At 57.5% G+C, this 23,717-nt stretch carries 20 protein-coding genes; 13 read left to right on the top strand and 7 right to left on the bottom strand.

Annotated elements, in window-relative coordinates:
- The first annotated feature begins 23 nt into the window (after positions 1–23).
- From HWX89_RS06545 to HWX89_RS06520, 6 genes are all read left to right on the top strand, one after another.
- Positions 24–2,528, top strand: a complete 2,505-nt coding sequence (locus tag HWX89_RS06545; RefSeq protein ID WP_138795846.1) for a TonB-dependent siderophore receptor — start codon at positions 24–26, stop codon at positions 2,526–2,528.
- Between the two features lie 77 nt (positions 2,529–2,605).
- Positions 2,606–3,574, top strand: coding sequence for an iron-siderophore ABC transporter substrate-binding protein (locus HWX89_RS06540; protein ID WP_138795847.1), 969 nt, complete (start codon positions 2,606–2,608; stop codon positions 3,572–3,574).
- Positions 3,571–4,404, top strand: coding sequence for a siderophore-interacting protein (locus HWX89_RS06535; protein WP_178340645.1), 834 nt, complete (start codon positions 3,571–3,573; stop codon positions 4,402–4,404). The genes HWX89_RS06540 and HWX89_RS06535 overlap by 4 nt, the downstream gene beginning before the upstream one ends.
- Entirely contained in the window at positions 4,401–5,459 is a 1,059-nt protein-coding gene (locus HWX89_RS06530) for an iron chelate uptake ABC transporter family permease subunit (RefSeq protein ID WP_138795848.1), read from the top strand. Before HWX89_RS06535 ends, HWX89_RS06530 begins: the two co-directional genes overlap by 4 nt.
- Positions 5,456–6,595, top strand: a complete 1,140-nt coding sequence (locus tag HWX89_RS06525; protein ID WP_138795849.1) for a FecCD family ABC transporter permease — start codon at positions 5,456–5,458, stop codon at positions 6,593–6,595. The genes HWX89_RS06530 and HWX89_RS06525 overlap by 4 nt, the downstream gene beginning before the upstream one ends.
- Positions 6,596–6,655: 60 nt before the next feature.
- Entirely contained in the window at positions 6,656–7,054 is a 399-nt protein-coding gene (locus tag HWX89_RS06520) for an RrF2 family transcriptional regulator (RefSeq protein ID WP_138795850.1), read from the top strand.
- 47 nt (positions 7,055–7,101) lie between these two features.
- Here the strand turns inward: HWX89_RS06520 and HWX89_RS06515 are convergent, their stop codons facing one another.
- On the bottom strand, positions 7,102–7,701 hold the full coding sequence (locus HWX89_RS06515) for a CDP-alcohol phosphatidyltransferase family protein (RefSeq protein WP_138795851.1): 600 nt from the start codon (positions 7,699–7,701) through the stop codon (positions 7,102–7,104).
- 119 nt (positions 7,702–7,820) lie between these two features.
- Between HWX89_RS06515 and HWX89_RS06510 the strand changes: the two genes are divergently transcribed.
- Genes HWX89_RS06510 through HWX89_RS06485 form a run of 6 tightly spaced genes read left to right on the top strand, consistent with a single transcriptional unit; the run spans position 7,821 to position 13,453 of the window.
- On the top strand, positions 7,821–9,557 hold the full coding sequence (locus HWX89_RS06510) for a bifunctional alpha/beta hydrolase/class I SAM-dependent methyltransferase (protein WP_138795852.1): 1,737 nt from the start codon (positions 7,821–7,823) through the stop codon (positions 9,555–9,557).
- Between the two features lie 19 nt (positions 9,558–9,576).
- Entirely contained in the window at positions 9,577–10,899 is a 1,323-nt protein-coding gene (locus HWX89_RS06505) for a phosphatase PAP2/dual specificity phosphatase family protein (protein ID WP_138795853.1), read from the top strand.
- The gene (locus HWX89_RS06500) at positions 10,896–11,333 is read left to right on the top strand and encodes a hypothetical protein (RefSeq protein WP_138795854.1); all 438 of its coding nucleotides are present in this window, start codon (positions 10,896–10,898) and stop codon (positions 11,331–11,333) included. The genes HWX89_RS06505 and HWX89_RS06500 overlap by 4 nt, the downstream gene beginning before the upstream one ends.
- Positions 11,333–11,983, top strand: a complete 651-nt coding sequence (locus HWX89_RS06495; RefSeq protein WP_138795855.1) for a lysophospholipid acyltransferase family protein — start codon at positions 11,333–11,335, stop codon at positions 11,981–11,983. Before HWX89_RS06500 ends, HWX89_RS06495 begins: the two co-directional genes overlap by 1 nt.
- Entirely contained in the window at positions 11,980–12,912 is a 933-nt protein-coding gene (locus HWX89_RS06490; RefSeq protein WP_138795856.1) for a phosphatidate cytidylyltransferase, read from the top strand. The genes HWX89_RS06495 and HWX89_RS06490 overlap by 4 nt, the downstream gene beginning before the upstream one ends.
- A 55-nt stretch (positions 12,913–12,967) precedes the next feature.
- Positions 12,968–13,453, top strand: coding sequence for a hypothetical protein (locus HWX89_RS06485; protein WP_138795857.1), 486 nt, complete (start codon positions 12,968–12,970; stop codon positions 13,451–13,453).
- 40 nt (positions 13,454–13,493) lie between these two features.
- Here HWX89_RS06485 and HWX89_RS06480 read toward each other — a convergent pair whose 3' ends face one another.
- A complete protein-coding gene (locus HWX89_RS06480; RefSeq protein ID WP_138795858.1) occupies positions 13,494–14,810 on the bottom strand; it encodes a replication-associated recombination protein A in 1,317 nt (438 codons plus the stop codon).
- A gap of 227 nt (positions 14,811–15,037) precedes the next feature.
- Positions 15,038–17,449, bottom strand: a complete 2,412-nt coding sequence (locus tag HWX89_RS06475) for a membrane-bound PQQ-dependent dehydrogenase, glucose/quinate/shikimate family (RefSeq protein ID WP_138795859.1) — start codon at positions 17,447–17,449, stop codon at positions 15,038–15,040.
- A 127-nt stretch (positions 17,450–17,576) separates the two neighbouring features.
- On the opposite strand from HWX89_RS06475, the gene HWX89_RS06470 reads away from it, so the two are divergent.
- Positions 17,577–18,497 carry a LysR family transcriptional regulator gene (locus tag HWX89_RS06470; RefSeq protein ID WP_178340644.1) on the top strand — a complete coding sequence of 307 codons (921 nt, stop codon included), beginning with the start codon at positions 17,577–17,579 and terminating at the stop codon, positions 18,495–18,497.
- A gap of 63 nt (positions 18,498–18,560) precedes the next feature.
- On the opposite strand, the gene HWX89_RS06465 is transcribed toward HWX89_RS06470, so the two are convergent.
- The 4 genes from HWX89_RS06465 to HWX89_RS06450 form a co-directional block, all read right to left on the bottom strand.
- Entirely contained in the window at positions 18,561–19,526 is a 966-nt protein-coding gene (locus HWX89_RS06465; protein ID WP_138795861.1) for a magnesium and cobalt transport protein CorA, read from the bottom strand.
- Positions 19,527–19,622: 96 nt separating this feature from the next.
- Complete coding sequence (locus HWX89_RS06460) at positions 19,623–20,519, bottom strand: lipid kinase (protein WP_138795862.1); 897 nt, start codon at positions 20,517–20,519, stop codon at positions 19,623–19,625.
- Positions 20,520–20,614: 95 nt separating this feature from the next.
- On the bottom strand, positions 20,615–22,528 hold the full coding sequence (locus tag HWX89_RS06455; RefSeq protein ID WP_138795863.1) for a potassium transporter Kup: 1,914 nt from the start codon (positions 22,526–22,528) through the stop codon (positions 20,615–20,617).
- A gap of 236 nt (positions 22,529–22,764) precedes the next feature.
- Complete coding sequence (locus HWX89_RS06450) at positions 22,765–23,664, bottom strand: DMT family transporter (RefSeq protein ID WP_138795864.1); 900 nt, start codon at positions 23,662–23,664, stop codon at positions 22,765–22,767.
- Positions 23,665–23,717: the final 53 nt, after the last annotated feature.

The raw sequence follows: 23,717 nt of genomic DNA, 5'->3' as shown, positions 1-23,717 counted from the left end.
CTTATTGATGAGGGACTTTCGGAATGACGGGGCAAATGTTGGCGCGCGGCAATATTACGAGAACGGAAGGAGTGTCAGATCGCTGGCAATCCCGGCATATTTTCTACGCTTTGATCGCGTCGACCGTGCTGGCAACAGCGTGGACTGCAGTTCCCACATCTGTGCGGGCACAGCAGCAGGCTGACAAGACTGTGAGCTTCAATATTCCAGCGCAGCCGCTGGCTGCTGCGCTATCGGCGTTCATGCGTGCCAGCGATTGGGATGTCAGCTTTACGTCTGAGGCAGTGGCAGGAAAAAGTTCCGTTGCGGTGACTGGTCAGATGTCCGCCGATCAGGCACTCAGAACCTTGTTGTCCGGAACAGGCATCGCCGTGCGGATGTCAGGAGCGCGAACGGCCGCGCTCGTCGTTGGATCGGCAGGCGCTGGCAGTGGCAGCTCAGCGGATACAACGGCTTTGGCACCTATTGTCGTCGATGCCCAGGGCGCCACAACCGAAGGCACAGGTTTGTACACGACAAAGCAAACCGGGACGGCGACAGGTTTGCCGCTTTCTCTGCGAGAAACCCCACAATCTGTCACTGTTGTTACCCGGCAGAAAATGGAGGATCAGAATCTCACCACCATTGCGGAAGTTCTCAATCAGACGCCGGGTATTACGGTGCATCAGATGGATTCCGAGCGTACGAACGTTTACGCCCGCGGGTTTTCAAATCCCACTTGGCTGATTGATGGCGTCCCGACCTGGTACCGTATTCAATATGGTTCGGGACCGAGCGTTTCCGACATGGTGCTTTATGACCGGGTTGAGGTGTTGCGTGGCGCAACCGGTTTGATGGCCGGTGCGGGCGACCCTTCGACAACAATCAACCTCGTTAGAAAACTGCCAACGGATACTTTCAAGGGATATGTCTCGGGAAGTGCAGGGTCTTGGGACACCTACCGTTCCGAATTTGACGTAAGCGGCCCTTTGAATGCGGAGGGCACTGTGCGAGGCCGGTTTGTAACCAGTCTACAGGATGGAGACTCCTACCTCGACCGCTACGAGCTGCGTGAGGGCACATTTTACGGTGTGTTGGAGGCAGACATCGCCGAGGACACGACGCTGACGCTCGGCAGCGATTACCAGCGCAGGAAGTCGTACAACACGCAGTTCGGCGGGTTCCCGCTATTCCATGTTGACGGATCGCTTGTCGATTACGACAGGTCGTTCAATCCAGGTGGTGGCAACCTTCCTTATTACCAGGATTTCCGTACGCATTTTGCCCGCCTCGATCATGAATTCGACAACGGCTGGAAACTCCATTCGGAATATTCCTACTACCGCGCGAAACGCTGGGGAGCGTTGGCATCCGCGTCGTGGGGAGTGATTGCTGATGATGGAACCGGCGGCCAAATGCTGGGCGGATTTCCTGAAACAACTACGACGCAGCATGCGATCAACGCCTATGTTGAAGGACCGGTCGAGTTTTTTGGGAGGGAGCATGACCTGCGTTTCGGTGTGACAAGTGCCATCGGCCAGGATGAGCATAAGGCGCTCGGCGAGGACTTCGATTACATGCCTCTCCCCGGAAGCATTTTCGACTGGAACGGAGACTTCGACATCGCGTCCTATCAGGGGGACATTTCGTTCCGTTCTCTCACCAAGATCAACCAGACGGGGATTTACGGTAGCGGCCGGTTCAGCCTGACGGACGACCTATCTCTGATAGCCGGCAGCCGTGTGGTTTTTTATGACTACAAATTCGACTCCGAGAGTTTCAGTTCCGGTGCAAAATCCAGCCAGCGTTCAAAGCGAAATGGCGAATGGATACCTTACGCCGGCCTCGTCTACGATCTGGACGATCATTGGTCTGTGTACGGAAGCTATACGAGCATTTTCAAACAGCAGGCCTACAGGGACAAGAACAACGCCATTATTGATCCGACAACTGGTTCCAACTTCGAAGCGGGGATAAAGGGTGCATTCTATGACGACCGTTTGAATGTGTCTCTGGCAGGATTCTACATAAAACAGGATGATCTGGCGACGAGGGACCGCAGCGTCACCGCCAGATTGCCGGATGGGACATTTGCATACAAGTCAATCGACGGAGCGATTACGCGCGGTGTGGAATTGGAAGTATCCGGAGAGGTTTTGCCCGGTTGGCAGCTTGGTGGTGGCTTCACGCATAGCCGAACGGAAGATGCTGAAGGTCAGAGAATTTCGACTGTCATCCCCGAGAACATGATCCGCATCGCGACTTCCTACACGATACCAGACACTGGCCTTACAGTCGGCGGCAATGTTTCCTGGCAGAGCAAGATATTCAATTCCTGGACATGGCCAGCCACTGGAACTGCAGTTCAGGATTCCTATGCTGTAGTCGGCCTGATGGCCAGGTACGACTTCGAGAACGGTGTGACCGCCAGCCTCAACGTCAATAACGTGTTCGATGAAAAATATTACAGCAGCTTCGATGAGACATATGCGACCGGCAATTTTGGTGCACCTCGCAATGTCACGTTCACACTGAAAAAAACCTTCTGACAATCTTGCCAGCCTGTGCAAGCCGCCTTCCTGAAGGGGAGGCGGCTGCTATTTTGTTTTCATCCATAGGAGTGTCGATGCGCAAGATCATCGGTTTCGTTCTGGCATTATCCGCTTTCGCCTTGTCGGGGGGCGCGGCAAAATCGGACGGACAATTTCCAGTAACCATCAAACATGCGCTTGGTTCGACGGCCGTTCCGGCGGAGCCACAACGCATCGTCACACTTGGCTGGAGCAGCGAGGACGCGGTAATTGCTTTGGGCAAAACGCCCATTGCGATGACAAAATACGGATTTTTTGCGAGTGGAATGTTCCCGTGGGACGAGGAAAGACTGACAGGATCCAGACCTCATCTGTTTTCGGGGGAGACCGACTATGAGGCCATCGCCGCTCTTCGACCAGACCTGATCGTTGCCGTGCGCTCAGGTGTCGACACCGTGGCATGGCAGCGGCTGTCAGCAATCGCTCCGACCGTCGCCTATCGTTCCGGACCTTGGCGTGCGGATTGGAAAGAGCAAACGGAGCTCATTGGCCTTGCTTTAGGGAAACCTCAGGAGGCCGAAGAGCTTGTTTCAGATACCGACGCGTTTCTGAAATCACTCGGCGCCGATCATCCGGAACTACGCGGCAAGACATTTACCTTTGCCACCTATTTCAAAGGTTCAAGCAATTTCGTCGTCTATCTGCCGTCTGACCCACGCGTCAGCGCTCTGGAGACAATCGGTCTTGCCGTTTCGCCCGGTGTTGCAGAACTGGCGAGGGAGAACCCATCGAAGATTTCCGTCAGTGTCGGACTGGAAGAGATCGACCGGGTCGACGCTGACCTCCTCATCATGTGGTTTGGTGACGGTGCACGGCAGACTGTCGAGGCTGAACCTCTTTTCCAGACGATCGGAGCGGTGAAACGCGGCGGATACATCGCTCTCGACGATCCAGTTTCCGTCTGGTCGACCTCTGCGTTGAGCGTTCTTTCCATTCCCTATGGATTTCCAAAATTTGTTCCGCGTCTAGCGGAAGCGGCCCGCAATGTGGAGCAGAAAAAATGATGCATGCTGTATCCGGTCACCACGATCACCACGATAGCCATGACCATCCCCCTTATGTCAGGGATTACTTTCTCGGCGAGGCGATCAAGGTTGAACGGATTTCACCCTCAATGATCCGGGTTGTTCTCAAGGTCGAAGGTGGAGATCGCCTTGCAAGTTCTGGCCATCCCGACGAATGGGTTCGGCTTGCTTTGCAGCCAGATGCAGACACACCAGTCACCCTTCCCGTGCTCATGGAAAACGGAAAGTGGGGGAGGCCTGATGGTTCACAGGACTGCCCGAACCGTCCTTATACGATCCGCCGCTGGGATGCCGGGCGCTGCGAGATGACGATTGACCTCGTGGTCCATGAGGGCGGTGTCGCAGCCACCTGGGCAATCAAAGCCAAGGTTGGCGACGTGGTCGGCATCTGCAATCCCGAGGGCCGCTTCTGGATGCCGAAGGGCAGTGAATGGCTGTTGATGCTGACGGACATTACCGGGCTTCCCGCCGTCGGCCGCGTGCTGGAAGAGCTGCCGGCCGGGTTGCGGACAATCGTGCATGTCGAAGTGCCATCCGAGGCCGACCGCCAGCAGATCGAAACCGCCGCTGAGGTTTCCTTCCATTGGCACGCCTGCCACGGACCGAAGCCGGAGCGAACCGGTTACACCGAGCTTTCCCGCATAGCCGGCGAGATCAGGGAACTGCCGCAAGGTCCGGGCTATATCTATATTGCCGGTGAGGCCAAGGCCGTCTCCGATTGCCGCAAACATTTCCGCGATGCGCTCGGTTTCGACAAGAACCGCATCGATGCGATCGGTTACTGGATCGAAGGGCAGGCGCGGGTGTGAGGGATGCCGTCGCGTCCAGGGATCAGGGGACGTCGAGGGCAGGCGGTCTTGCCACGGCAAGAGCGATCCGCAGGAGTACGCTGTTCATCGGTCTTGCCGTGCTGGCTGCGGTCTGTGTTGCCAGCCTGCTGGTTGGCGCACGCCCGATCCCGGTTGCGACAGCGATCGATGCGCTGTGGTCCTATGATAGTGGTCTGGCGGAACACATCATCATCCATGACTATCGTCTGCCGCGCACACTGCTTGGCCTGCTGTGCGGTGCCGCCTTCGGTGTCTCGGGTGCGCTGATCCAGGCCGCCACCCGCAACCCGCTTGCTGATCCCGGCATCCTCGGCGTCAATGCCGGTGCCGCCTTCTTCGTGACGATTGCGGTGGGGGTATTGGGATGGCAGTCGATCGACGCCTATATCTTTGCCGCCTTTGCCGGTGCAATTGTCGTGACGCTGCTGGTCTATGGGCTGGGGGCAACCGGCCGTGATGGTGCAACACCGGTGCGGCTGGTGCTGTCGGGTGTTGCCATTGCCGCGGTGCTCGGCGGTATCGGCTCATCGATCACGCTGTTGAACCCACAGGCCTTCGATGCATTGCGGATGTGGTCGATCGGCTCGATCGCCGGGCGTGACATCGGCGTGGTCAACGCCGTCGCTCCGTTTATTCTGAGCGGACTTGTGATTGGACTTCTGGCAGCAAGGCCGCTCAATGCCGTGGCGCTCGGCGATGATCTGGCTCGCACGCTGGGTGCCGATATCATCAGGGCCCGCATTCTGGTGGTGATCGCCGTCACACTGCTGGCCGGGGCCGCCACGGCTGCGGCTGGGCCGATTGCCTTTGTCGGACTGATGGTGCCGCATGTGGTGCGCTGGCTCTGCGGACCCGATCAGCGCTGGATCATCGGACTGACGATGATCGGTGCGCCCATCCTGCTCCTTTGCGCCGACATTGCCGGCCGTCTTGTGCTCTACCCCGGTGAACTGGAGGCAGGCATTGTCACCGCCTTTGTCGGGGCGCCGGTGCTGATTGCGCTCGCCCGCCGCAGCAAGGCAAGCGGTCTATGACAGGGGTTCCCGCAAAGCCTGCCGATGGAAACCGCAGCGGTGACCGTCACGATCAAGATCACGATCACGATCAGGCTCACGGTTATCGGCCGGTGATCCGTCTGCTCGGCGAACGCCTTTCGCTCCGCATCGATCCCCGTCTGGCGACCGTCTCCGTTGTTCTGGTGATGCTCACCCTGACGATCGCTCTGATCTCGCTGGTCAGCGGAACCTATGAGATCGGCGTCCTCGATGCGCTGCAGGCATTGCTTGGCCATGGTGATCCCACCAACGCCACCACCGATGCCGATCCGGAGATGATCCGGATGATCGTGGTCGAATGGCGGTTGCCACGGGTGGCGATGGCCATCCTGCTTGGGGCCGCACTCGGCATGAGCGGGGCGATCTTCCAGTCGCTGACCCGCAATCCGCTCGGCTCGCCCGATATCATCGGTTTTGCAGCCGGTTCCTATAGTGGCGCACTGGTGGTGATCCTGCTGTTGTCAGGCGGTTATTATGCCATTGCAGCCGGTGCCCTGGTCGGCGGCATTGTCACGGCATCGGCAGTCTATCTGCTCGCCTGGCGTCGTGGCGTTCAGGGCTTTCGGCTGATCATTGTCGGGATCGGTGTTGCCGCCATGCTCTCAGCCTTCAATGCCTGGATGATCCGTGAGGCGGATCTGCAGGTGGCGATGTCTGCTGCGGTCTGGGGGGCAGGGTCTCTCAACGGTCTTGGTATCGAGCAATTGCTTCCGGCCACCGTCGTCCTTGTCGTGATCATCCCGATGGTCAGCCTGCTCTCTCGTGCCCTCAGGCAGATGGAGATGGGTGATGACATGGCGCGTGCCTCGGGGATCAATGTCAACCGGACCCGGTTGTTGATGATGGTGCTGGGGGTGGCGTTGACGGCAACCGTCACGGCTGCGGCCGGACCGATCTCCTTCATCGCGCTTGCCGCACCGCAGATCGCCCGCCGGGTGACACGCTCGGCCGGGACGGCACTTGCGCCATCGGCGCTGATGGGAGCACTGCTTCTGCTTTCGGCCGACTGGGCCGCCCAGCACGCCTTCGGGGTTCAACTGCCGGTCGGTGTCATGACCGTCAGTATCGGCGGCATCTATTTCCTCTGGCTGCTCGTCCGCGAGGGGCGCAGGTGAGGGCCGACCGAAGGAAATGCTTCCGACACAACGCATTCAGGGTCAGAGAGAAAAGACCACATGCATTTGAAGCGTGAGACAGTGGTGGCGATTTTTATCCTGGTCGCCTGTGCACGGTCGAATGGCGGTCGCGTTAAAACAGCTGAAGCAGCAGAGGCTGCAAACACCTCGAAAGAGTTTGCCGCGCATGTTGCTTTGAAACTCGTTACGGCGGGTTTTCTGGAAACGAAGCGTGGCCGCAACGGCGGACTGGAGCTTTCCAGACCGGCGGGAAACATACTGCTCGGGGATATTTTATCACGTTTTCAGTTACAGACTGCAGCGTCGAGGCAACTCGATGAAGACAGCTTTCTTCAGGACGGCGTGCTGGATTTCCACAAGATCATCGCAGGCGCCGATCGCGCTGCTTGGACCTATCTCGATCGGTTCTCGATTGCCGATCTTGCGGGGCTTGACTGAATTTGAAGCTGCTGCCGCGATGCTTGAGGTCAGCGACGTTGGACTGATCAGTCCGGATCGCGAAGGCCCATCCGCACACGGTTGACGACTGTCCAGATCAACAGGACGCATGCCATGGGCTGCAGATGCCACGTCCAGTCGGGCAGCGTATCGAACATTGCCACGAGAGCACCAAGGGCGCCAAAAAGGGCGGCGCGGTCACTCTTGCCCATCGGCCCTTCGTAATTGCGGCCTTTGCCATGTGCAATGCCAAGGACGCCGGCAAATTCCGTCAGGGTCGCCAGGAAGATAATGATGGCGATCCATGGCAGTGAAAACGGGGCAACCAAGGCGAAGGGTATGTAGAGTGCAGCATCCGAGACCACATCGGTGATTTCGTTCAGATAACCGCCAAGTGCAGATTGCTGGCCATGCTCGCGCGCGAGCATTCCATCGACGGCGTTGAACGCCATGCGCAAAAACATCCAGAGTGGTACAAGTGCAAATAGCCCCGGTTCGGGCTGGACGATCAGCAAGGCTCCAATCGCGATCGAAATGAATGCCGCAGCCAGCGTTACCTGATTGGCGGTCACTCCCATTGCGGCCAGTCGTCCAACCATCGGGCGCAAGAGGGCCTGGAAAGACGATTTCAGTTTGTAGATCGACATGTCAGTTCGAATCCGGTTGATTGCTTTCACAAATGCAGACGCAAGTTGAGGAAATCAACTGCAAAGGTGGGAACTCGTCTGTATAGAGTACAATGCAAGTCAATGGGAGTGACAATGGCATGATCGAATCCGTGTTTGCGAGCCATGACGGTGTGGAACTTTTCTACCGCACCTGGCCGGCCCGATCCGGCACAGCGAAGGGTGCGATCGTGCTTCTGCATCGTGGTCACGAGCACGGCGGCAGGGTCGCGCATATCGCGGAAGAGCTTGGCCTCGATGATTTTGCCTTCTACGCCTGGGATGCACGCGGAAACGGTCGTTCTCCCGGCGAACGCGGCTACTCCCCGTCATTTGCACATTCCGTGCGCGATCTCGATTGCTTCGTCCGCCATATTCGCGAGACCGGTGGTTTCGCCATGGACCAGGTTGCAGTGGTGGCCCAGAGTGTCGGTGCCGTGCTTGCCGCAACCTGGGTGCATGATTACGCTCCGGGAATCCGCGCTTTGGTGCTGGCCTCTCCGGCTTTTGACGTCAAGCTTTATGTGCCCTTCGCCAAGGAGGGCATTGCCCTCTGGCAAAAGCTTAAAGGCACGTTTTTCGTCAATTCTTACGTCAAGGCGCGTTTCCTGACACATGATCCCGAGCGCATTGCGTCGTTCGAGAGTGATCCGCTCATCACCCGGCCCATTGCGTCCAACGTCCTCTTGGAACTCTATGAGGCCGCCGACAGGGTTGTCGCAGATGCCCGGGCGATCACCGTGCCGACACAGTTGCTGATTTCCGGCAGCGATTTCGTCGTGCGACATCAGCCTCAACATCGTTTCTTCGAAAACCTCGGAAGTACGATCAAGGAACGCCACGTGCTGCCTGGTTTTTATCACGATACGCTGGGCGAGCGGGATCGGGCAAAGGCATTGGACAAAGTCCGTGCATTCATCACAGCACGTTTCGACGAGTCTCCAGTTGTCGCCGATCTCAGGCAGGCGCATGTTGCCGGTTATAGCCGCGACGAAGCCGACCGCTTGGCAACGCCGTTGTCGATCACCTCGCCACGTGGGTTCTATTGGGCTCTGACGCGGGCCTCTATCCGGTTTGGCGGTCTCTTTTCCAACGGCATCCGGACGGGCGTGCGAACGGGCTTCGATTCCGGCTCGACGCTTGATTATGTTTATGAAGACGAGGCCCGCGGCCTTGGTCCTGGCGGTCGGATGATCGACCGCCAGTTTCTCGATGCGATCGGCTGGCGCGGTATTCGACAGCGAAAAATACATCTGGAGGAACTCATCGGCGTGGCATTTGGCCGTCTCCGCGCTGCAGGCAAGCCGTTGCGTGTTCTCGACATTGCCGCCGGTCATGGGCGCTATATTCTTGATGCCGTGGCAAAATCGGATGTGAGGCCGGAGAACATCCGATTGCAGGATTATTCGCCTATCAATGTCGACAGAGGTAACGCACTGATCGCTGAGCGCGGCCTGAAGGATATCGCGACGTTTCAACGCGCCGATGCTTTCGATACAGCCGGATTGGCGTCGGTCGAGCCAAGGCCGACGCTCGCCGTCGTCTCCGGGCTCTATGAGCTTTTTCCCGATAACGCCATGATCGAGGCGTCCCTTCGCGGGCTTTCCCAGGGATTGGAGCCAGGCTCACTGCTAATCTACACGGGACAGCCCTGGCATCCGCAGCTCGAGATGATCGCCCGGGCGCTGACTTCTCACCGTGGAGGAGAAGCCTGGATCATGCGTCGGCGCACTCAGCAGGAAATGGACCAGCTTGTCGCCGCTGCGGGTTTCCGTAAGATCGAACAGCGCATCGACAAGTGGGGCATCTTCACCGTGTCGCTGGCCGAACGCATCTGAGGGAAACATGGGGGAGGGAATGACATCCGTTCCGGCGGGCACGCGAGGCGCTGTCGTGCGAGCGGCCGTGCTCTGGCTCCTGTTTCTCGCACCTTTCTTCTATCTCACCTATGGCGTGGCAAACTGGCTGGCATCGCTGAGAGAGCATGTTCCTAACCTTGCTTTCGCCTGGGAAAAGAACGTTCCATTCTTCGCCTGGACGATCGTTCCCTATTGGTCGATCAACGCCTTTTATGCGCTGTCTCTCTTTGTCAACGAGACGCCGGACGATGTCACCCGCCTGGCGCGCCGTTATCTGACGGCGCAGATCATCGCCATCGCTTGCTTCCTCGCATTTCCCCTGCAGGCCATTTTCGTTCGACCGGAAACTCATGGTCTTCCGGGTTTCATGTTCGATGTCCTTGGTGGTTTCGACAAGCCGTTCAACCAGGCGCCGTCGCTGCACATCGCCCTGCTGGTGATCATCTGGGATCATTGGCGCAGGCGGCTGACGGGCGTTTGGCGGGCGACCTGGCATGTCTGGAGCCTGCTGATCGGGGTATCGGTGCTTACCACCTGGCAACATCACATTATCGACATTCCCACCGGTGCGCTGCTTGGCCTGTTTGCGCTTTGGCTTTTCCCTGTCGCTAACGCGTCGCCGCTTTCGGGCTTTACCTTCATAAACGACCAGAAGGCTTGGAGGCTGGCGCTCGCCTATGGTGTTGTCGCCGGGGTTTTCCTGCTGTTTGCTGTCATCTCTGTGACGAGCAACGGTGCAGGGCTTTTGTGGCTCTGGCCAAGCCTGGCTTTTCTGCTCGTTGCGATCGGTTACGCTGGTGCAGGGCCGCAGATATTCCAGAAGCAACAGGACGGGACTGCGAGCCTCGCAAGCCTTTGGTTGCTCTGGCCCTATCGATTTGGTGCATGGGTAAACCGCTGGTGGTGGACACGGAGCCTTCCGGCCGCGGTCGACATCGGTGGTGGCGTTTTTCTCGGACGTGTTCCGAACCGGGGTGAACTCGCCCCCTATGCCGCAGTGGTCGACATGACTGCGGAATTTCTGGCGCCTGGCGAAGAGCGCATCGATTGGCGCGCGATCCCGTCGCTCGACCTGATGCCACTTACTGGAGCAAGTATTCGCGAGGGAGCGCTCGCGATCGATGACGGTCGTGTGCGTGGGCGGGTTCTTATTTGCTGCGCACTCGGCTTTCAGCGGAGTGCCGCTGTCGCCGCTTGCTGGCTTGTGCGTTCCGGGCGTGCGGCCGATGCGGCTGCGGCGGCAGCACAGCTCAAGGCGCTTGGCCGACCGGTTCACATGAAGTCGACGATCTTTGCGGCGATTGATGAGGCGGCGCGATGAAGGATTGGACAACAGAAGCGGCAGGAGTGGCCCGGAACCTGCGGCGAAACGGCATCGGCGGGGGGCTTCTTGCGCTTTTCCTTCTGGCTGTCGCCCCAGTAACAGCCGGCGCATACGGGTTTACGGCCGCACTGGGATGGTGGTTGCTGCTTGCATTCTGCCTTGTTCCTCTCTCGCTCGCTGCTCACCTCCTGTTTGACGCATTGTTGTTTCGAATGGCTGCATCATACGACAGTGAAGAGGCTGGTCTGATGGCGATTGACGATGTGCTGGCGCGCATGGGACTCCGACCAAGACCAACAGTTCCGGCGCCCCTATATCAACGTGTGTCCGGATGCCGTCGGCTTGTTATCCTGCAATGGTCGGCCCTTTCCATTGGCATCCTGCTCTACGCAGTTCTTCTGCTTGATGCGGTGGATGGAGGACGACCTTGATGGGCCACGCCTCTTTGCTTCAGATCGTTTCCGGTTCCGTACTCGCTGTCCTTGCTCGGGGGGTGACGGGTGTGCGGCCTATTTGGGCCGGATCGCCACCGAATGGACGCCAGCGGATCTACTACGCTAATCACGCAAGCCACGGCGATTTCATTCTTGTCTCGACGTGCCTGATCCCGGCTGAGCGCAGCCGGACGGCGGCCGTCGCCGGGGCGGATTATTGGGGATCTGGGCGTGTCCGCCAATTCATTTCCCGCAGGCTGCTGCAAACGGTTCTTGTCGAGCGCAATTGGGTAGAGCGTACGGCCGATCCGATGCAGGTCATGCTTGACGCGCTCGATTCCGGTCAATCGCTGATCTTCTTCCCCGAAGGCACCCGCAACATGACGGAGGAACCGTTGCTCCGGTTTCGTTCCGGCCTCTATAACCTCGCTGCGGCCCGACCGGATGTTGAACTTGTTCCCTGCTGGATCGAGAATATGTCCCGCGTTTTACCCAAGGGCTCTTTATTGCCGATACCACTCCTGTGCCGGGTGGTTTTTGGTGTGCCTGTGACGCTTCAAGAGGGCGAGGACCGCAAGGATTTTCTTGACCGCGCGCGGCAGTCGCTTCTTGCGCTTGCACCCCGAAAGGATGGAAACAGCCGATGACCGAAGACACTACGCGCCTCTTTTTCGGGCTTGTCGGTATCTTGTTGACGGCGAGTGTCATTGCCGGTGTGCTCTCATGGCGAAGCCCCAAACCCTTGCCGTCGACACTGGTCAATCTCAATGCACGCATCAAGGCATGGTGGATCATGGTGGCGGGCATCAGCTTCGCCTTCCTGATGGGTACAGGCGGTGTTTTGCTTCTTTTTGCCTTCGTTTCCTTCGCCGCCTTGCGGGAATATGTAACGCTGACCAATACCCGCCATGCCGATCGCTGGACACTGCTCGGCATGTTCCTGATCATCATTCCGGTTCAATATTATCTGATCTGGATCGACTGGTATGGGCTCTATTCGATCTTCATTCCGGTTTACTGTTTCCTTGCCATGCCTGCGCTCACGGCTATGCGCGGCGATACCTCCCGGTTTCTCGAGCGTGTCAGCGAGCAGCAATGGGGCATCATGCTTGCGGTCTACTGCATCAGCCATGTGCCGGCCCTGGTGACCCTGCCCATTCCCGGCAATGAGGGACGCGGCCTGCTGTTGATCGCCTTCCTGATTGCGACGGTGCAGGGTAGCGACGTACTGCAATATATCTTCGGTAAGCTTTTTGGCCGCCACAAAGTCGCTCCAGGTGTCTCGCCGTCCAAGACTTGGGAAGGTCTGATCGGTGGTATCGCCAGTGCGTCGCTGATGGGCGCGGGCCTCTATTGGTTGACACCTTTTTCGCCCCTCGAAGCCGGCGTTTTGGCCGCTCTCTCTTGCGTCATGGGCTTTTTCGGAGGGCTCGTCGCCTCTGCCATCAAACGTGACCGGGGTGTCAAGGACTGGGGCCACATGATTGAAGGCCATGGCGGCATGCTGGACAGGGCGGACAGCCTGGTTTTTGCCGCGCCCGTATTTTTCCATATCGTCCGTTACGCGTGGACATAGTTGTCTGCAACGCTTGTCCGTAGACCATCAACACAAGTGAATTAAAGGAACGATCATGAAACGTCGATTGCTCGCTGTTGCCGTGGCTCTTTTCCCGTTTGCTGCCAAGGCCAACTGCCTGCCGCCGTGGCAGACATTGTTTGCCTGCGACATAGCGGGATCGAGTGCGCGTGCGGAGTTCTGCGAAATCGCCGATCCTCAAAGCCATAAGAGCCTCAAAAGCCATTATTATACTTACGTGGTCGGAACGAAAACGGCCGAGCTCTATTTTGAAGCGGATGGCTACTATTTTTCGACGAAAGACACTGTATCAGGTCATCCGACCGACCTCGCAATGGGCGTCGGCTTGGCAACCAAGAACTACGTTTATTCGTTCTTCGTGACAGAAGATAAGAAGCGTGACGGAAAGATCCGTGAAGCCGAAATCCGCGTCTACAAGTCTCTGGATGCCTTCAGCAATGACACGAAGAATAACGAGCAGCTTCGCCTCCAATGCAAAACCAGCTCCATCGTTGCAAATCAGGACAACATTCGTCCCTGAAATGCGAAAGTCGAAGGCATTCACAGCTTGCGGCTGGTAATCAGCGTTTGTCTTCGAAACGGCGCGGGGTGGCGTGACCGGTTACCTGATCCCAGTGTTGGTCCGCTCGCCGTTCGAAAGTTGCGGCATCGCGTGCATCGCTTTGGTAGAAGGCGCCGCGCGGCACGTCCGTGGCATAGTCCTGATCACTCCAGCCGCGCATATCGTCGTGCGGGAAGGCGTATCCGACATGGCCGAGTGCGGCAGCACCCTTATAGTGCGCGTCTCGCAGATGCATAGGCACTGCTGACGGTGCTTCATTGGCCACATGGGCGAGTGCCAGCGAAATACCTCGGCAAGCCGAATTCGATTTCGGTGCACGCGCCACGTGGAGTGCGGCATGCGCCAACACGATCTGTGCTTCGGGATAGCCGATTTTCTCGACGGCATGGAGAGCTGCAACAGCGGTTTGAAGGGCCGTATTGTCGGCGAGGCCCACATCTTCCGAGGCATGGATCATGATACGGCGCGCGATGTAACGTGGGTCTTCTCCGCCATGAACCAGTCGTGCCAGCCAGTAAAGTGTTGCATCCGGATCGGAGCCACGCATGGACTTCACGAAGGCCGAGACGACATCGTAGTGCGCATCACCTGAACGGTCGTGGTTGACAGGCGCTGCCGCGTAAGCATCGTCGACCATCGTTTCCGTGATAAGAACCGGTTTACCCGAAGGATGGCCAACGACAAGTCCTTCCAGGACGGTGAGAGCGCGTCGCGCATCACCTCCAGAGCGCCCGGCGATCCGCCGAAGGAGTGCCGGTGCGAGCTGCACCGTGATGCCCTGACCTTCGAGATGATCAAGGCCACGGCGCAAGACTTCCTCCATCTCCTCGATCGCCAAGGGCTCCAGCTTCAGGATGGTGGAACGGGAGATGAGAGCGGGCGTCAGCGTATGATAGGGGTTGCCGGTTGTCGCTCCGATGAAATCAGCGACCCCTTCCTCGCACAGCGCCAGGAGATGATCCTGCTGCGTCGCGCTGAAGCGATGCACCTCGTCGGCAAACAGCAATGTCGGGCGCATCCGAGCCTCGTCCGCTATTTTGCGGATGTCGGCAACGTTGTTGTGTGCCGCATGCAATGGCCTGAAATTCTTTCCGAGCATGTTGCCGATGGCGCGGGCAATGGAGGTCTTTCCGAGGCCGGGCGGCCCGTAGAGAATGATGCTGCCAAGCCGGCCTGCCGCAATGCGGCGACGAAGCATCGTCCCTTCACCGAGAACCTTTTCCTGACCTATGACATCGTCAAGCGTCGCAGGGCGCAATTCAGCGGCGAGCGGCATGGAACCGGGACGGGGTGCTGCATCGAAAAGATCGGTCATGCTGGCCTCGCATAAAGGTTTTCCGTCCGGCCGCTATATCGGTGCTGCCGGTGAACGGGATAATCCTCGTCTATCGGCTCGTAGAAGCAGGGTCAAACGACAGAACATGCCAGGTGGGCAAAACTCTGCCCAATGTCAGCCTGTGTTCAAATTGACCTCCTGTCGATGACCGTTATGGCCTCTATGAAAAAGGCCCCGGAAAAATCCGGGGCCTTCTCGAGGTTCTGTTAGTTCTTTTCAGGAAGTGCGTAACCAATCACGTAGTCGCCACGCTCCGGAGAGTTGCGACCTCCTCCGGCGGAAATGACGACATATTGCTTGCCATCACGCGCCACGTAGCTAATCGGCGTTCCCTGACTGCCGACAGGAAGGCGTGCCTTCCAGGCCTCCGCACCCGTCGCGCTGTCGATCGCGCGGAGGTAGAAATCCTGCGTCGCGGCAAAGAACACCAGACCACCCTTTGTCGCCAATGACCCACCGATCGTCGGCATGCCGATTGGTATCGGTGCATGCATCTTGATACCGAGGGGGCCAGTGTCCTGAACTGTACCCATTGGTATCTGCCAGGCAATCTTCTGGGTTTTCATGTCCACGGCAGTCATCGTTCCAAAAGGTGGCTTTTGGCAAGGAATACCGAGCGGCGACATGAAGCGGTTCTTGGCAGTGATTGCGTAAGGCGTGCCGACGAGTGGCTGGGCGCTCGACGCCGTGATTTGCGCGTTTTCATCGCCGTTGCTGGCCTTCGCATCTCCGTCATAGGGGACGAGCTGCACTTCGAGACCGAGGCGCATATCGTTGAAGAAGGCATAGTTGCTGGTCGGATCGTAGGACACACCACCCCAGTTGAGGCCGCCGAGCGAGCCCGGCAAGTTCAACGATGCATCAGTGCCAGGTGGTGTGAACAGGCCCGTGTAGCGCATCGACTTGAACTTGACGCGGCATACGAGCTGATCGAAAGGCGTCGCACCCCACATATCCGATTCCGTCAGAGTATCCGCGCCGATCTGCGGCATGCCGACGGAAATCGGCTGTGTCGGAGAGTAGGTCTCGCCTGGCATATCACCGGCTGGCACCGCACGTTCCTCGACCTTTGTCAGAGGCTTGCCCGTGAGGCGATCCAGAACGAAGATTTGCCCTGCCTTTGTCCCAAACACCATAGCCGGACGGCCATCGAACTCGATGAGGGTCGGCTGCATCGGGACGTCGAAGTCCCAGAGGTCGTCGTGCACCGTCTGGTAACGCCACTTTTCCAGACCTGTTGTTGCATCTACCGCCAACATGGTCGCGCCATATTGGCGATCAAGTGGGCGACGCTTTACACCCCAGAGGTCGATGGCTGCGGAGCCAACCGGCATGAATACCGTGTTCGACAACGCATCCCACGACATCGGCGCCCAGACGTTCGGCGTAGATCGCGTCCAGATCTGTCCTTCAGGCAATTGCTTCATTCCCGGATCGCCCGGATCGAAGGCCCAGCGCAATGCGCCTGTCATCACGTCGAAGCCGCGCACGACGCCACCTGGCATATCAATCGAAACGTTGTCACCGACGCGGCCACCCACAACGATTGTCGTGCCGGCAAGTGTTGGTGCTGACGTTGGATAGTAATCGCCGGTCGCAGCGCCGGGACCCATGCCGACGTTCAGGTCAACAATGCCGTTGGCTCCAAAATCGGCGCAGGCAAGTCCGGTGTCTGCATCGATCGCGACAAGCTGCCCCTTGGTCGAGTTCATCAGCACCCGGCGTGTGCAAACACCGTTTGCGGGCACGTATGCCTTGATGATGGGACTGGACCCTGCTGCTGTTGGTTCGGCAACGGGCTTCGATGCGTCAAAGTAAGCGAGACCGCGGCAACGCTGCCAGTCATCGTTCGTTACGCCGGACTTGAATTCCCACTTCTTCTCGCCTGTTACGGGGTCGAGAGAGACAACATTGTTATGGGGTGTGCAGACGTAAAGAGAGTCATTGACCATCAGTGGCGTGGTTTGGTCTTCCGCGCCGCCGCCATCGCTGACAGGAAGATCGCCAGTCTTGGCCGTCCAAGCGACCGTCAGGTTGCCCACTGTCTCACGATTGATCTGGTCAGCCGGAGCAAAACGGTCGTGATTGTCATTTCCACCGTAGCTCGTCCAATCCGCCGGGCGGGAGACATCCGCCAGCTCAGGCGACGGTTCGTTTCGGATGACACCATGCGGCTGGAACATTCCCCAGACACCAACAGCGCAACCAAGAGCGATGACGATCGCCGTCGATACGTAGCCGACACTCGAAGCGGCTTTCCCTCTCGCCTTGTTCAGCAGAGGCAGGCTCAGCAGCACCACGATCGCACCGATGGAAAGCGCGAAGTTGCGAGAAACAAGCGGCCAGAACTCTAGTCCGGCATCAAAAACGGACCAGGGAAGGGTGGCGAGCCAAACCAGGAGGAAGAGCGTGGCGCCGAATGGTCGCGCTATTATGATCGCAAGACCCGAAATAACCAGCGCCGCACCGGCGATGACAAAATACCAGCTTCCACCAAGCAGTGCGAGCTTGCCGCCGAGTGTGACAAAAAACAGTCCTGCTGCACTGATCACCAGCCCCAGCAAAACCAGATAAAGTCGTCCGATCATGTTGAGCGGCCGAGGGTTCGAGTTGTTCATGAATGAATCCTTATTTCAGTCGCGCTGGGTGGGAGGAAACCCTGCGCCGACTTGTCGCAGGACTTACGGCGCTCGTATCTATAAGACAAATCGAAATTTCGAAGATATCGATAAGGAAAACCAAACAATGAGTTTGCCGCCTATCCGGCATCTTGAAGCGTTCATGGCAGTCGCCCAAGCGCGCTCGTTCAGGGTCGCATCGGAACGGATGGGGTTGTCGCAACCTGCGCTCAGTCAGAATATTGCGCTGCTGGAAAACTCGCTTGGCGTTACCTTGTTCACGCGCAGCACCCGAAGTGTTCGCCTGACTGCCGATGGTGCCGGACTGCAGGAGCGTCTTGCGCCGCTCCTCCCGGCGTTGCGTGATGCCATTGAGCTCACACGCCGTCGTGCGGATTCCAACAAAACGCTTCAAGTCGGCATTCTTGCCTCTGCTGCGGTCAAGTACCTTCCTGAAGCGCTCGTGCGATTTAGAGCGAACCATCCCGATGTTGTCGTCTCGGTGCGGGATGGAAGCGCTGATCAGTTGTTCGATATGGTGCATCAAGGCAAACTCGATCTCGCCGTCGCAAGCTTTCTTCCGCACGACGACAAGGACGTCCATTTCAACAAAATCATCGCTGATCCGTTCAGGGCAGTTTTTCGCCGCGACCATCCACTCGCGGGGAAGGGAGCTGTCTGCTGGTCAGAGCTTCTCGACTACGATTTCATTGGAGCCAACGCCGGCAGCGGCACCCGATATGCAGTCGATGAAGCGATGAAGAGCCGGAATATCGCGGTGCGGACGGTCATGGAGTTCGGTCACTACTCTGCGGTTGCCGGCATGGTTGAGGCTGAGATGGGTGTCAGTGCGCTTCCCCGCATGAACTGCCCGCCACCAGGTGATCCTCTTTTGTGCTCGGTCGAGCTGATAGACCCACCGGTTTTCCGTGACCTTGGAATTCTGACGAATAGCCGGGACGGAGGCATCACGCACTATGCGAGATTATTCCATGATGAGGTGGTTCATGCGGCGAGTGTACTGACCGCCGGTCTGGAAAAATTGTGATCGAGAGCCAAAGATCACGGTCGTCCAACGACGCCGAAGTGGCACTCTGCAGCCACTCGCGGCTTAAAGCCAGCCTGTCTTGCGGAAACGATAATAGAGGGTTGCGCAAAGGGTGATGATGACGCCGATGACGGCTGGATACCCATATTCGCTCTTGAGTTCCGGCATATGCTCGAAGTTCATGCCGTAGATCCCGGCGATCGCCGTCGGCACGGCGAGGATTGCTGCCCAGGCTGCGAGCTGTCTCGTTATCGCTCCCTGGCGCTGCTGCTCCAGAAGGTTTGAGGCCTCGAAAACGGATGTCATGATGTCACGCAGGCCGCCAACGAGGTTTTCGACGCGGCGAACATGGTCATAGACATCCTTGAAGAACGGTCTGGCATTGTCGTCGACACAGGGTAGTTCCAGATGTGACAGCTTGCCCACCACTTCGGCCATAGGGCCAAGGATGCGCTGGAACTTGATCACCTGTCTGCGCATGCGAAAAATTCGCCTGATCTGCTCAGGTTGCAGGAAGGAGACAAGGACGTGCCTTTCCATGTCTAGCACCTTGTCCTCCAGCGTCTCGACCATCGGAAGATAGCCGTCGACAATGAAGTCGAGGATGCCGTGCAGCACATAGTCGGGTCCATGGACCAAAAGCTTCGGCGACTGCTCAAGCTGATGGCGCAGTTCCTTGTGCGATCGCGCCGAACCGTGTCTGACTGAGATCAGATGGTTCCTGCCGACAAACATGCAGGTCTCTCCATAAGCGATCTTGTCACCTTCCAGATGGGCAGTCTTGGCAACAACGAACAGTTGCTCTCCATAGACATCGACTTTAGGCACCTGTTTGCCATTGATCGCATCTTCAACCGCCAGCGAATGCAGGCCGAACATCGTCTGCAGACTGGCCATTTCCTCACTGGTTGGATCGGTCAGTCCTATCCACACGAATTCTCCTTCTGTTGCGGCAAAGGGTTCGTTGGCAAGTGGGACTTCCTCGGCACGTTTGCCGTTTCGGTAGAGATAGGAGGCAACGATGGTCATAAAAATCCGATCCGATCAGGCACGACAAGAGCAGAGAGACTAAGACACGGCGTCCCTTGTTCCAAGCTTGTCTCTGAATGTACGATGGCAGTAGGGCTACGGTATGAATACCTTGAGCGCTTTCTCGATGATCGCAAACTGGACCGGGGTTTGGGTCTTGAGTTCGCCGTCCAGATTTACCGGGCGCGGTTTGCTTGTCTTTATCGTCAGAGCTTTGGTCGAAAAGGCGCGAACATCATCCCAATCCCCGTGCGTTCCGCGCCGGATTGCCGGTAACAATCCAAGCAGACGCCACCAATGATCGACTTCTAAACTGTAGAAATCGAGCATTCCGTCCGTTGCCGTGGCATCCGCATGAACGGCCATCCCGCCACCGTAGAAGCGACCATTTCCTACAGAAACCTGTAGGGTCCTGAGCTTCTCTGTTTTCCCGTCGTGGTCGAGATGGGCAGTAAAAAGCCGTGAATTTGCAAGCAGTCGCGCTGCGACGAGGCCATATCCCAGTTTACCCCATCGCTTTTTCGCCTGTTGGGTCAGCGAGGCGGCGAGATCGGCGCTGAAACCGATGCTGGCGACGTTGAAGAACGCGTGCCCATTGGCGGTGCCAAGGTCAACCGCGGTCGTCTGACCTGCTGCAATAACGGCTGCTGCCATTCGAAGATCCTGCGGGATGCCCATGGTTCGAGCAAAATCGTTGGCCGTACCAAGTGGCAATACGCCCAAGGGAAGTCCTGCCTCCAGCAATCCGGGAGCAGCATTGTTCAGGCTGCCATCGCCACCGCCAACGATGACGAGGTCTACAGTGTCGCGATGGCGGACGATGAGGTCTGACGCTGATGACAAATCTTGCGAGGGCTCAACGATGCTGATACCCGCCTCTACAAGGTGATGTCGTGCCTGGGCAAGCCCCTCCCGTCCACGTCTGGAATGGGGATTGACGAGTAGAAGCGCTTTTTTGGTCAGCCTTGCGTCGGCGATGGTCTCTGGGGTCATGCAACATCATATGTGCAGTGCAACACCAGAGTGCAATGAGGCTCTTTTGTCTCAAGCAGTCTTTATCAAAGCCAACCTGGTCGCCTTCGAAGGCACTAGATCGCCACCTGTTCGCCCAACTCAATAACGCGGTTTGGTGGAAGGTTGAAGTAGGCGGATGGATCAATCCCGATACCGGCCAGCGCAATATAGAGGTCTTCCTGCCACCACGGCAGACCCGTATTCGGTGTCGCGATGAGATTGCGGCGGCCGAGATAGAATGAGGTCTGCATGATCTCGAACTTGAAACCTTTTTTCTTGCAAAGCGGCAGTGCCTTGACGACGTTCGGGTCGTCCATGAAGCCGAAATTCATGTCGAGGCGCATGAAATGCTTTGAAATTCGGGTGATTTCTACGCGCTCTGAGTTTGAGATGTAAGGCTTGTCATGCGTCCAGATCGTCAGGATCACATTCTGTTCATGAAGGACGTGGTTGTGCTTGAGGTTGTGGAGAAGGACACCCGGCGCTTTGTCCGGGACACTTGTCAGGAACACGGCTGTGCCCGGTACCAAGACAGGAGCATTGCGCGAACCACGATTGATGGAGCCTTCAAGCGACGTGATAAAGGTGTCGAGCGGGATGTCGTTTCGTGCAATCTTTTCCCTGAGATAACGAGACCCTTTTGTCCAGGTCCACATGACAAGGATGATGACACCTGCCAGAGCCAGGGGCACCCAGCCGCCATCGTGAACCTTGAGGAGGTTTGCGGCAAGGAATACCGCTTCGATCGCGAAGAGGGGCGCAAGCAGGATTGCTGCAGTGAAGGCAGATCTGCCTCTGACGGAACGAAGAAACTGGAAAGCCATCAGTGTTGTGACGACCATCGCTCCCGTTACCGAGATGCCGTAGGCGGTCGCAAGCGATTCAGAATCCCCGAACGAGAAGATCAGGACCAGCACGCCAATGAATAGAACCATGTTAACTGCCGGCACGTAGATCTGCCCAGTGTTCGTCTCGGATGTGAAGCGGATCATGAGCTTCGGCAGGAAACCAAGGTGAACGGCCTGGCGAGCAAGGGAGAATGCGCCCGTTATAACGGCCTGACTTGCGATCACAGTCGCCATCGTCGCCAGGATCACCATCGGAAGCAGCGCCCACTCTGGGTAGAGCAGGTAGAACGGATTCTCGATTGCCGCAGGGGTGCTGAGGACAAGCGCGCCCTGACCGAGATAGTTAAGGGCAAGAGCTGGAAACACAAGGATGAACCAGGCTGCGCTGATGGGTTTGCGCCCGAAATGACCTAGATCGGCATAAAGAGCCTCCGCGCCCGTCACAGTCAGAAACACTGCTCCAAGAACGATGAGCCCGGCCCAGCCCGCGTGCGTAATGAACCAAAGCGCATTGATCGGATTGAGCGCTTCGAGGATTGTCCAGTCGTCGCCGATATGGATAAGGCCGCCCCAGGCCATTGCCAGAAACCAAACGACGGTAATCGGACCGAAGAACTTTGCAACCGCCCCGGTGCCTTTCGACTGAACCGCAAACAGTCCAACCATTATGAGTGCTGACAACGGTAGAACATAGTCAGAGAAAGCCGGTGTAACCAGCTTCATTCCCTCCAAAGCCGACATCACGGAAAGGGCGGGAGTGATCATCGCGTCACCGATGAAGAGAGCAGATCCGACCAGGCCAGCGAAGAACAGCACGGGCATGTAGCTTCCTGTCTTCTTCATCAGAAGCGCGAGAAGCGATAGAGTGCCACCTTCTCCGTCATTATCTGCACGCAACAAGAATAGCACGTACTTGAATGTGACGATGATTGTCAGCGTCCAGATCATCAGGGAGATCAGGCCGACAACGTGCTCATGCTGAACACCGTTTGCCGTAAAAGGGCGCAGCGATTCCCTGAACGCGTAAAGTGGGCTTGTGCCGATATCTCCGTAGACGACACCAATGGAGCCGAGGAGTAAAACGAGAAACTTTCTGGTCTCAGAACGAGTGCCGGAGACTTGGGAGTTCGAGGACGTCATATGGTCTCCGGGCGTTCGGTCATTGCGGCTCTTTATGGTGCATCGTGAAACTTCACGCAATTCCCCTGTTCCAAGATCCGGACCGAGGTCGCGAAAATCGCACCATTTGATGCCTGTCACATTTCATCTTTTAGCGACGTGCCTTGTTCGGCGAACGCATGGACCTCACGCTGGGGCTTAAACGCGGCTTGGACGCTTTCCGCTTTTTTCACCTGATCAGGCGCGTGGGCAGTTTGCTATGAAGGACACGACTGTTTTGGAGCTGATTTTCCTGCACGGCTTTCCCAGACAACAAGGAAAAGGCTTGAGCTGACAATCAGAAGCGCGCCGGCAAATACACTGGTCGAGGGGATTTCGGACCAGATTGCATAGCCATAAACGAAAGCCCAGATCAGGCCCGTATATTCGGTAGGTGCGAGTGCCGAGGCAGGAGCATGCCGAAAGCCCTCGTAAAGGAGATATTGGCCGACCGTTGCGATCAGGCCCAATCCGATCATCAGGGCCCATCCCATCACGTCAGGCGTTTTCCACAGCCATGGCAAGGACAAGGCACAGGCGATCGCAAACAGCAAACTTGTGGTCCACATCTGTGTCAGCGTGGTTTCGGTTCTGCTCACCAGGCGGATAAGAATTGTGCTCCATGCCCAGCAGAAACCGGCAACCACACACAGCGCAGCCGGAATCAAGCTCGGTGAATGGGTTGGATTGGCCGCAATCAGAACCCCTGCAAATCCACCGAGGCACGCGATCCATCTGCCCGCGCCAACCTTTTCTTTCAAAACCAGAATTGAGAGAAAAACCACGATGATCGGTGCAGAGAAATAAAGCGTTGTCAGTTCGGCAAGCCCGAGATGCCGTGCGGAATTATAGAAGAGAAGCCATGCCGTCAGCATCAGCATGGCGCGCACGACCACCGTGCCACGGTACTGGCTCTTCATGATCGATGGGTGCCGATAATATTGTGCGAGAAAGCCCGCAATCAGGGCGATGGCGAGGCTGCGCATAAACAGGATTTGCGGAACCTCGTAGTCGGCCACCAACCACTTAACGATGGCATCCTGCGCTGCAAAACATGCATATCCACCAGAGGCAAGGGCGATGCCGACAAGTGGGTTGGTATTCGTTGTGTTCGACATCGTCTCAACGTCTTTATAAAGATCTATCTGAGGCGTGTCTTAGCCGGTGGCTC

It is taken from the genome of Rhizobium sp. RM, assembly GCF_013390595.1.
Taxonomy (GTDB): Bacteria; Pseudomonadota; Alphaproteobacteria; order Rhizobiales; family Rhizobiaceae; genus Agrobacterium.
The sequence above is the reverse complement of the archived record's forward strand: the minus strand, read 5'-3'. Positions and strand labels throughout refer to the sequence as shown.